The sequence below is a fragment of the Amphritea atlantica genome (assembly GCF_018860855.1).
In the GTDB taxonomy this organism is placed as follows: domain Bacteria; phylum Pseudomonadota; class Gammaproteobacteria; order Pseudomonadales; family Balneatricaceae; genus Amphritea; species Amphritea atlantica_A.
In genome coordinates this window covers 44,386-54,865 of the sequence record NZ_JAHKQE010000042.1, presented here as the reverse complement: position 1 = coordinate 54,865, position 10,480 = coordinate 44,386, and the positions used below count along the sequence as shown (strand labels likewise).

Below are 10,480 nucleotides of genomic sequence, written 5' to 3'. Positions count from 1 at the left end.
ATTTTATTGAGCTGGTGCGGTTCGCAAAGCTCACCGGAACCCTGCGAGGGCTTTAATGACTAACCTTTGGGTCGCATATCATGCATTTTCGGGGTGATGCCGTTTTGTTTGTATAACGCGAAGTTTTTGCGGGTGGCGGCGAGGATGTCTGGTTGTTGAATCACAATCTCGAGGATGCGATCGAACTTGAGGGTTTCATCGGAGGCTTCGAGCCCTAAATTGATGTAGACATCTCGGTGTGAGGGGAGTTGATCTTCCCAGCCAATCTGTACGGGGGCGCTGGGTTTGTGATTGAGTATGCCGTGGGGGATAAATGCATCGGGGCGATAGTCCCATAGCAACTGATCGAGACGGTTGGCTTCGGTTTCGTTAGCGACGTGGATAAAGACGTTAAGCCCGCGCCCTAAAACCTTATCGGCCAAGCGGCAGAGAAATGCGTTACGGCTTTCCGGTTCGGCATTTGGCAGAACATAGAAATCAGCCTGACTCATAAGTGCTCACTCTTTGCAGCGGAAGGATTAACCTATCAGCGGGTTGTTAATACCGCTGATAGGTTGGGCTCGCTTACTCTTCAGTTAGATCGTCAACCTGAGCGATCAGGTGCTGGCACAGTAGAGGAACACAACGTCCGGTAGCCCCTTTCGCTTTGCCATTACTGTTCCAAGCGACACCGGCGATATCCAAGTGCGCCCAGCGGTACTTCTTAGTAAAGCGTGAAAGGAAACACGCCGCGGTCACGGTACCCGCGGCTGGGCCGCCAATATTGGCTATATCGGCAAAGTTGCTGTCTAACTGTTCCTGATACTCATCCCACAGCGGCAGACGCCATGCTTTGTCCGCAGCAAACTCACCGGCGGCTAATAGATCATCCGCTAGCAGGTCATCGGTGGAGAGCAGACCGGTCGCATGGTTACCCAGGGCAACGATGCAGGCACCGGTAAGCGTCGCGACATCAACGACGGTTTCTGGCTCGAAACGTTCGGCATAGGTGAGTGCATCGCACAGTACTAAGCGACCTTCCGCATCGGTATTGAGGATTTCAACGGTTTGACCAGACATGGTGGTAACGATATCGCCCGGTTTAGAGGCATTACCGGATGGCATATTCTCAGCAGAAGCGATAATACCAACGACATTTAGATCGAGGCCGAGTTGAGTCAGTGCTTCCATAGCGCCCATGACGCTGGCGGCACCGCACATATCAAACTTCATCTCATCCATCTTGGCGCCCGGCTTCAGGCTGATACCACCGGTGTCGAAGGTGATCCCTTTACCAACAAGGACGTGGGGATGCTGATCTGGCTCGCCACCTTTGTATTCCATGACGATCAATTTAGAGGCTTCTGAACTGCCTTTACCCACTGATAGTAGGGAGTGCATACCCAGTTGTTCCATCTCATCTTCGTCGAGAATGGTCGTGGTGAGTTCTTCGCACTCTTGCGCCAACGTCAGGGCTTTTTCTGCTAGGTAGGTTGGGGTGCAGATATTACCGGGCAGGTTGCCCAGTTCGCGGGCAGTATCAATACCATTAGCAATAGCAGAACCATCGCTGATTGAGAACTCGCCAAGCTCAGCATTGTCATGGCTTAACAGAAAACCAATGCTTTCTAGGCTGAGGGCGTCGGTTTTTTTGCTCTTCGTTGCATCATATTGATACAGCTCAGCGCTGGCCCACTCGGTGTTGTGACGCAGTTGACGGTAGAGATCTTGATCAGCACTTTCCATACCATCCAAGGCAATTACAATGGATTTGCAACGAATCGCTTTCACATTGCTCATGACGCTTTTGATGATTTTTAGCTGATTGCGGTCACTACGCTCATCGGCCTTGCCTAGACCGACCAGTAATACTCGCTTAGCGCTAATACCGGGTACTTTATGCAGCAGTAGGGCTTCACCGCATTTGCCTTGATGATCGGCGACCACATCTTTCAGATAACCGGCAGATGCTTTATTGATCAGATCTGCAGAGGGAGCCAGCTCACCATCAGGGGATACGCCAACGATTAAACAGTCAGTTTCAAGGGACTCTACTGACCCGGTAACTATTTCAAATTCCATGCTTTCTCCACACAAGACATCGTGTCTGGTTTATAAGATAATGACGCACCGGTTCAGGTGTTGATGTTGAACCGACTTTAAATTGATACTGGGATTTTATCCTAATGCAGCAGAAACAAAACCCCGTTTTCGGTATCAGAGAGAATTCTTTACCGGCAATAACACAGGATATGGCAGTTTGATTATCTTTCGCTACCTGGCCAAAGAAGTGCTGATCAGTATGGCCGCAGTTACATTAGTGCTGCTGCTTATCATCATGAGTGGTCGTTTTATCAGTTACTTAAGTATCGCTGCAGCCGGAGAAATTCCGATGGAAGCGGTATTTTACTACCTTTTGTTCCGTCTGCCAGGGTTTCTTGAGCTGATTTTGCCGCTCGGGTTGTTTTTAGGCATTTTGCTGTCTTATGGTCGCCTATATCTTGAAAGTGAGATGGTGGTGTTACAGGCGACCGGTATGAGTCAGCGGCGCCTCACAATGTACACCCTAGGGCCAGCGGTTATTTGTGCCTTGTTGGTCGGTGGCATGAGTCTATATCTATCGCCGCTGGGGGCAAATATGACCGAAATTATGCTGCAGAAACAGCGCAATATCGGTGAGTTTGATGTGATAAGTGAAGGTCGCTTTCAGTCGATGCCCCGTGGTAATCGGGTGACTTATATTGAAAAGCTGGATAAAGCCAGTGGCACAATGAATGGTGTGTTTATCTCCGAAAAAGTCACGTTGGGAGGTAAAGAGAAAGCGGTGATGGTGGTGGCTGATAAAGGCCGTAGTTATACCAACCCGGAAACCGGTATTCGTTATCTGGTGCTCGATAATGGTTATCGTTATGAGGGCAACCCCGGTGAGGCTGATTATCGACAGATAGCCTTTGAAGAATATGGCATACGGTTGCCGGATCAACAGCCGATACAGCAGGTCAATAAACTGTACTCGTTACCCTCCGTCGATCTGATTGATGGTTCGGCGGCAGAACGGGCTCAGCTTCACTGGCGCTTATCTCTGCCAATGCTGACCTTGATTGTCGCCTTGCTTGCAGTGCCTTTGAGCAAGACCAATCCTCGACAGGGGCGTTATGCCAAACTGATACCTTCGATTCTCCTGTATATGACCTATCTGATGCTGTTAACCAATGTGCGTAAATATATTGAGAGTGATGGCGCATCGGTGATACTGCTCTGGCTGGTACATCTGTTGTATTTTGCTTTGGCGATGGGGTTGCTGTATCTGGATGGTTCTTGGAAAAAGTTGCTAAGCCGAGGGAGAACCCAGCATGCTGCTTAAGTTAGATCGCTATATCGGTCGGCAGGTTTTAGTCAGTATCTTGGTGGTGATGTTGATCGTCGTCGGTCTGGATTTCTTGTTCAAGGTCATTGACGAGATGTCCGAGCTCACCGAGGGCTATACCTTGCTGATTATGCTGGGTTACTCGGCATTAAATATGCCGGCGGCTTTTTATGAGTTTTTGCCGTTGGGCTGTTTGGTCGGGTGCTTGCTGGGGCTGGGTGCACTGGCGAGTGGCAGTGAGTTAACCGTGATGCGAGCAGCGGGCATTTCGGTCTGGCGGCTGGTGAGAATGGTCTTAAAACCGATTGTTCTGCTTTCACTGTTGGCATTATTGCTCGGGGAATATGTTGCCCCTTATAGCGGTGCACTGTCTGAAAGTATTCGCGCACAGCATCTTAATCAGGGAACGATTTCTGCCCGTACCGGTGTTTGGCATCGTGAAAACGGCGAGTATATCCATATTAATGTGGTGACCCCAGAGGGGGATATTCAAGGTATAACCCGCTTTGCGTTGGCGGAGGATGGCCATCTACTTTATAGCAGTAATGCTAAGTCTGGCCATTATGACAACGGCGTCTGGCTATTGACTGATGTGGTGGAAACCCGCTTCTTGGATGATCAGACACAGACGAACGTTTATGACGCCCAGCCTTGGTCTATCGAGTTGACCCCGCAGCGGTTGAAAGTGTTGCTGGTTAAACCGAAGGAGATGTCTACCAGTGAGCTGTATCGCTATAGTGAATATTTGGACGATCAAGAGTTGGATAATGATCGCTATATGCAAAGTTTCTGGCGCAAGGTGTTTCAGCCATTGGCGATTATCGGTTTAGTGCTGGTGGCGGTATCGTTTATCTTTGGCTCACTGAGAAGTGTCTCCACTGGACAGCGTATCATTACGGGGGTCGTGGTCGGGATGGCGTTTAAGATTAGTCAGGATATTCTCGCGCCGTTGAGTAGTCTCTACGGTATTGATCCGGTCTGGTCGGCACTGGTGCCAATATTGATCTGTATGACTCTTGGCGGCTGGCTGATTAAACGAGCGGGGTAGCAGCCCTCGCTCGTTGCTGAATGTTTGAGTGTTTCACCAATGTGAGCTACTTAGGCAATAAGACTATCTGCGTTTCTGAGAAGCTGTCATGCCAAGTCGCTTTGTTGGCGGAGAATAGCATCCAGAAGAAGCCTAAACCGAAGCAGGCTAAGGAGACGATCGCGGTCATAAAGCGGATAAGAGCCTGTCGTAGGCTAATATGATGACCATCGACCGTTTGCACTCTTAATTTCCAAGCTTGCATCCCCAGTGTTTGTCCCAGTCTGACCCAGAAATAGGCGTAAAAGGCGAAAGTCAGTAAAAACAGCACCGACTGAAATATCGGTCCACTCACCGCTTCACCTTGGTTCAATCCTACCGCCGCAAAACCGGCACACATCCAGATGGCAACAACCAGAAAACCATCGTAGATCATTGCGGCAAAACGGCGCATTAGGCTGGGCTGGCGTAGTTCGCCTTCAACTTCAGGGAAAGATATGCTCATGTCGATTATTACAATCTCTTACTAATTATGTGTACGGTTAAGGCTGGATTGTATGGTGTTAATACCATTACTGAACCCAATAAATTGTTGCCGACTATATCACCAAAATGCACCCCGATGTTATTGTCGGTGGCATAAAAAAGCCGAGCGTAATGCTCGGCTTTTCGTGATTGAGTGAGCCTTATTTGAATGGCGTGACAAACTTCTCTTTGTATTCAGTGGCCAGTGTTTTAGCTTCGGCCAGCTCGGTATCAGATAATTTCATGACGATACGCGATTGAATCGCCGTCGCTGTTCGATTGCCCAGCTCCAGTGCATTTTGCAGCCACGCATAGGCGATGATGTTGGTTTGTTGATTAGCGTCGGCACCGTGATCGTTGGAGTAGAGGGCGCCGAGGAAGAACATAGCATCCATGTAACCCTGTTCGGCTGCTTTGCGATACCATTTTTCAGCTAGAGCAAAATCCTGCTGAACACCGGTGCCAAAGTTATACGCCCGACCGAGGTTGTATTGTGCGGCGACCAGTCCCTGATCGGCAGCAAGTTGGTACCACTTAATCGCTTGTGATGCATCACGGTTAAGGCCATAACCAAACTCATACATTTCGCCGAGCCGATTTTGTGCAGTGGCATCGCCGGCTTCAGCATTAGGTTGAACGGTTTTCAGTTCAACTTTATAACCTTTGTCTTTGTAGGCGCGAAGGCTGTTAACACACTCTAGATGGCCTTGGTTACTGCAGCGGTTGTAGAGTTTGACCGCCTCTTGTTCATTGGCATCAACACCTAGACCGAATTCATACATCTGGCCAACTAGATTCATTGCATCGAGATTATTCTCGCTGACAAGAGGCTTCAGCTCATTCATTGCCGTACTGTAGTCTTTGGCTTCAAAGGCTTTCATACCTTTTGCCAAACTAGCGGCATAGGCAGAGGCTGTGTTGAGAGTCAGTAGCAGGCCGGTCATGGCCAGTAGTAGTTTCTTACTCATCGAGTTGCGCCCTTATGATTAAAGGTAAAAATTTGGAGCCTATTATAGACCTGTATTCCGTTGTTGATAGGGACAAAACGGATCTTTTTGGCAGGCCCTGTTGGCGCAGGTCAGTTAATTGGTTAATTAGCAGAATCTAATGTTGGGCGCATTCTACATTATCAGAGGTAAAAAATCATGATTTTGATAACGTCTGCTGATGAGTGGGTAAAAGTAGGCATCGATACGTCGATGCCTAGATAGGCAGGCATAATGAGTCTTAGCGAAAGGCTAGCTTAGCGAACGATTGCTACCGAGCAGCTCGATCATATAACCGTCGGGATCACGCACAAAGGCTAGAATCGTGGAACCGTGCTTCATTGGGCCTGCTTCTCTGACCACCTCGCCACCGAGTGTTTTTATTTTATCGCAGGCCGCATAGACATCATCGACTTCGATAGCGATATGGCCATAAGCATTACCCATTTCATAACTGTCCGTTTCCCAGTTGTGAGTGAGTTCGAGGACGGTGGAATCTGCTTCATCACCATAGCCAAGAAACGCTAGAGTAAATTTGCCGTCAGGAAAATCGTTACTGCGTAACAGTTTCATATCAAGCATTTCGGTATAGAAAGCGATCGATTTTTGCAGATCGGTCACCCTGAGCATGGTGTGTAATAGTCTCATTTTGTGTTCTCCTGTTTGTGGCCTGACAGTAATTCATCGTAAACTATCCCTCTGCCAGCGCAAATTAATCCATCAGCGGCTTGTTAAGACCGGTCCATGGGTAATCTTTCATCAGTAGGCAGAATGGCGAGCAAGGATACTGTTATGTTTCAAGATATGTCAAAAGCCGTAAATCAATCATTGGGACCATTTAAAGAATTGGTCAACATTCAAACGAAAATGTTAGAAGAGCTGACGCGTCAGCAGATGATGTGTACCAAGGCCTGTATTGAGGCGACCGTTGCCCAAACTCGGCAGATGCAAAGTTGTTCGTCGACAGATGATTTGATCCAATCACAGCAAGCCTATGCGATGCAGCTAGAGGAAACGCTAAAACAAGCGAATGATCGGAACATTAAAGCGCTTAAGATGGCTCGCGAATCCGTTGAACAACTGGCGAATAGTGCCTTTGATGCGTTTGCGCCGAAATAATAGTTTTTCAGATTTGATGAATTAAGTGAGATGTAATGAGTAAGGAAATTGGTCTTTTTTACGGATCAACAACAGGCAATACAGAGAGTTGTGCCGAACTAATTGCGACACATATTGGTTTTGATCGTGTTGATCTACATGAGTTAGCAGCCGAAGGGCTAGAGGGTGTGTCGGATTATCGTTACCTGATTTTTGGTATTCCGACTTGGGATTATGGTGAGCTACAGGAAGACTGGTCGGATGTTTGGGCTGAGCTCGATGAACTTGATCTAAATGGTGTTAAATGTGCTCTGTTTGGTTTGGGTGATCAGGTAGGTTATGGCGAATGGTTTTTGGATGCCATGGGGGCGTTGCACGATAAATTAGTGAGCCGTGGTGCGATAATGTGTGGTTATTTCCCCATAGAGGGGTTCAACTTTGAGGCGTCTAAGGCGTTGACCGAAGAGCAAGACTGTTTTGTCGGCTTGGGGTTAGATGAAGACTGTCAGAATGAGCTGACTGCCGATCGCGTGGCCCGCTGGGTTCCTGAAGTGCTAGCGGCCTTTGATCTTTAAAGTTGTTGAATGATTCGATTCAACGGTCGATACCGTTGAATAATTTCACAGGACCTAAAAACCGTTGATCCATAAGTGGGCCGCGATGCTGAGCAGGTAACCGAGTCCGATCGCCCAGCTCCATTTTAGGTGGCTGTAAAAAGTATAAACCCCTTGAGCCTGTCCCATTAAGGCGATGCCTGCCGCTGAACCGATAGAGAGTAGTGATCCACCAATGCCTGTGGTGAGGGTGATAAGCAGCCATTGATGGGTCGACATATCCGGTTGCATCGACAGGACGGCAAACATCACGGGGATATTGTCGATCAGAGACGACAGCACACCGATCAAGCTGTTGGCCAGTGTTGGTCCTAGGTTGTTGTACACTAGATCAGACAGCAGCCCAAGATAGCCCAACGTGGCTAATCCGCCCACGGAGAGTACCACACCGTAGAAAAACATCAGCGTATCCCAAGAGGAGCGCTCCACCACCTGAAAAATATCAAAGCGGCGGATAACGTCGGTATGATCGCCTTTCATTTGCCGGATGTCTGATAGGTTGTCGATATGATGGTTATAAATATGGCCGGTATCACGGATATTCGATTCAAATCGACTTAAGTAATAGCCGTAGAGTTTTAAAATACCCAGTCCAGTCATCATTCCCAGTACAGAGGGGAGATTGAGTAGGCTATTACTGACGACAGCCAGCATAATGGTCAGCAGGAATAACACCAAGATAGTCACTGCGCCGGGTTTCATATGTCGTTTTTGCTGCCGCTTTTCTGGGGTCGGATGGGCTTTTTCGATCGTTAGCGACATGATAATGGCCGGGGTTAGCCAACTAATCACGGCCGGAATAAACAGGCTGAAAAAATCCGCAAAGGGAATAATACCTTTTTGCCAGACCATCAATGTGGTGATATCCCCAAAGGGGCTAAAGGCTCCACCGGCGTTGGCCGCTACCACCACATTGATACAGCCGACGGCGATGAATTTTACACTTTGTTGACCGATGGCCATCACCACGGCGCCCATTAATAGAGCGGTCGATAGGTTATCGGCTATGGGTGACAGGAAGAAGGCCAGTGCGCCGGTGGCCCAGTAAATCTGTACAAGAGTGAGCTCGCAGGAGATGAGCCATGCACGCAGTGCGGCAAACACCTGGCGTTCCTCTAACATGGTAATAAACGACATCGCCGCCAGTAGAAAGAAAAACAGTTCGGCATACTCCAATAAATTATGTCGAAAGGCGATAGCGGCGGTTTCGCTGTCCCCTTCCAGGGTATAAGCCAGACCAACTAGCAGCCAGATAAGCCCTGCGGCGACAATCACCGGTTTCGATTTTCGTAGGTGAAAAAACTCCTCGCCCAGCACAAAGAGATAACTGATGAGGAAGATACACACGCAAGTGATGCCAATAAAACTGTGGCTGTGTAGCGCTACGTCATTCGTGGTCTCAGCGGCCATCAGTGAGGTCGGAAATAGCGTGGCAACAACGGTGAAAAGAGAGCTGAGTCGTATGAGTAGGCGGCGCATTTTGTTTCGGGTTGTCTCTAAGTTAGCGATATCTGTTCTGATTCTTGCTGATAAAGGGAGGTAAAGTCGAGTTTTTTCAGTTCATTGGATACACAGGTGCCGGGTAATCGGGTAAAATGTGCTGCTTTTTTAAACGGCCATTTCACTCCGGCGTACAACCTGGGAGCCAAGATGTGCTCCCCGTGCAGATAGAGAGAGTTAAGCGAATACGATGGAAATCAATCCGATCACCAATAGCTTGAAAGATATTACCGAACGTACTGAGACTCTGCGTGCCTATCTGGAATATCCAGAGAAGCAGGAGCGTCTAGAAGAGGTAAATCGGGAGTTGGAAGATTCTGCTGTCTGGAGTGAGCCTGAACGTGCACAGGCGTTAGGTAAAGAACGTGCAATGCTGGAAGGGGTGGTAAAAACCATCGATGATCTGACCAGTGGTGTTACCGATGCCCGAGAGCTGCTGGATATGGCGGTTGAAGAGGATGATGAAGACACCGTTGAGGAAGTCCGCACGGAAGTCGCCAACCTTGAAGCGATGCTGAATCAGTTAGAGTTTCGTCGCATGTTTTCCGGTGAAGCCGATGGCAACAACGCTTATCTCGATATTCAAGCCGGCTCCGGTGGTACAGAGGCTCAGGATTGGGCCGAGATGATGCTGCGGATGTATCTGCGTTGGGGTGAAGATAAAGGTTTCAAAACCGAGCTGGTGGAATGCTCTGCCGGTGATGTGGCGGGTATTAAGTCGGCGACTATCAGCTTTCAAGGGCCATACGCCTTTGGTTGGCTGCGGACCGAGACCGGTGTTCACCGGTTAGTGCGTAAGTCACCCTTTGACTCCGGCGGTCGTCGCCACACCTCTTTCTCCTCGGTGTTTGTCTCCCCTGAAATAGATGACAACATTGATATCGATATCAACCCAGCTGATTTGCGGGTGGATGTCTACCGGGCCTCCGGCGCGGGTGGTCAGCACGTTAACCGAACGGAGTCCGCCGTGCGTATTACCCACGGGCCTTCCGGCATCGTGGTGCAGAGCCAAAGTCAGCGTTCACAGCACCAGAACAAAGACACCTGTATGAAACAGCTGCGGGCAAAACTCTATGAAATGGAGATGCTGAAACGCTCGGAAGCGGCACAAGAACAGGAAGACAGTAAGGCGGATATCGGTTGGGGTAGCCAGATCCGCTCTTATGTACTCGATGATCAGCGCATTAAAGATCTGCGCACCGGTGTGCAGAGTAGTAACTGCGATAAAGTGCTGGACGGCGATCTCGATCAGTTTATTGAAGCCAGCCTAAAAGCGGGCCTGTAAACGAACACCTGTGTAACGCTGAAACTATTCAGTTATGACGAAAAAACGACGGGATCTGTCTGTTGTCATATGACTAGATCGCCATGAATTAAAGATTTA

At 48.9% G+C, this 10,480-nt stretch carries 11 protein-coding genes; 5 read left to right on the top strand and 6 right to left on the bottom strand.

Annotation, left to right across the window (positions count from 1 at the left end; genetic code table 11):
• Positions 1–59: 59 nt before the first annotated feature.
• Together KO512_RS17705 and KO512_RS17700 are read right to left on the bottom strand one after the other, a co-directional pair.
• Complete coding sequence (locus tag KO512_RS17705; protein WP_215953649.1) at positions 60–491, bottom strand: DNA polymerase III subunit chi; 432 nt, start codon at positions 489–491, stop codon at positions 60–62.
• Positions 492–564: 73 nt separating this feature from the next.
• Positions 565–2,061: a leucyl aminopeptidase gene (locus KO512_RS17700; RefSeq protein WP_215953648.1), complete on the bottom strand. Its 1,497-nt coding sequence runs from the start codon at positions 2,059–2,061 to the stop codon at positions 565–567.
• A 178-nt stretch (positions 2,062–2,239) separates the two neighbouring features.
• Here KO512_RS17700 and lptF point away from each other — a divergent pair, with 178 nt between their 5' ends.
• Positions 2,240–3,343 carry an LPS export ABC transporter permease LptF gene (gene lptF, locus KO512_RS17695; RefSeq protein WP_215953647.1) on the top strand — a complete coding sequence of 368 codons (1,104 nt, stop codon included), beginning with the start codon at positions 2,240–2,242 and terminating at the stop codon, positions 3,341–3,343.
• On the top strand, positions 3,333–4,394 hold the full coding sequence (gene lptG, locus KO512_RS17690) for an LPS export ABC transporter permease LptG (protein WP_252735102.1): 1,062 nt from the start codon (positions 3,333–3,335) through the stop codon (positions 4,392–4,394). Before lptF ends, lptG begins: the two co-directional genes overlap by 11 nt.
• 46 nt (positions 4,395–4,440) lie before the next feature.
• Here lptG and KO512_RS17685 read toward each other — a convergent pair whose 3' ends face one another.
• The 3 genes from KO512_RS17685 to gloA all read right to left on the bottom strand — a co-directional run bounded on the left by KO512_RS17685 (position 4,441) and on the right by gloA (position 6,532).
• Positions 4,441–4,878 (bottom strand): RDD family protein, encoded by a 438-nt coding sequence (locus KO512_RS17685; protein WP_215953646.1) that lies wholly within the window; start codon positions 4,876–4,878, stop codon positions 4,441–4,443.
• Between the two features lie 181 nt (positions 4,879–5,059).
• Complete coding sequence (locus KO512_RS17680; protein WP_215953645.1) at positions 5,060–5,866, bottom strand: tetratricopeptide repeat protein; 807 nt, start codon at positions 5,864–5,866, stop codon at positions 5,060–5,062.
• Between the two features lie 270 nt (positions 5,867–6,136).
• Positions 6,137–6,532: a lactoylglutathione lyase gene (gene gloA / locus KO512_RS17675; RefSeq protein WP_215953644.1), complete on the bottom strand. Its 396-nt coding sequence runs from the start codon at positions 6,530–6,532 to the stop codon at positions 6,137–6,139.
• A gap of 144 nt (positions 6,533–6,676) precedes the next feature.
• On the opposite strand from gloA, the gene KO512_RS17670 reads away from it, so the two are divergent.
• Both KO512_RS17670 and fldB read left to right on the top strand, forming a co-directional pair.
• On the top strand, positions 6,677–7,003 hold the full coding sequence (locus KO512_RS17670; RefSeq protein WP_215953643.1) for a phasin family protein: 327 nt from the start codon (positions 6,677–6,679) through the stop codon (positions 7,001–7,003).
• 35 nt (positions 7,004–7,038) lie between these two features.
• Positions 7,039–7,557, top strand: a complete 519-nt coding sequence (gene fldB, locus KO512_RS17665) for a flavodoxin FldB (protein ID WP_215953642.1) — start codon at positions 7,039–7,041, stop codon at positions 7,555–7,557.
• A gap of 54 nt (positions 7,558–7,611) precedes the next feature.
• Here the strand turns inward: fldB and nhaD are convergent, their stop codons facing one another.
• On the bottom strand, positions 7,612–9,075 hold the full coding sequence (nhaD, locus tag KO512_RS17660) for a sodium:proton antiporter NhaD (RefSeq protein WP_215953641.1): 1,464 nt from the start codon (positions 9,073–9,075) through the stop codon (positions 7,612–7,614).
• A gap of 211 nt (positions 9,076–9,286) precedes the next feature.
• Here nhaD and prfB point away from each other — a divergent pair, with 211 nt between their 5' ends.
• The gene (prfB, locus tag KO512_RS17655) at positions 9,287–10,381 is read left to right on the top strand and encodes a peptide chain release factor 2 (RefSeq protein ID WP_215953640.1); all 1,095 of its coding nucleotides are present in this window, start codon (positions 9,287–9,289) and stop codon (positions 10,379–10,381) included.
• The last annotated feature ends 99 nt before the right edge of the window (positions 10,382–10,480 follow it).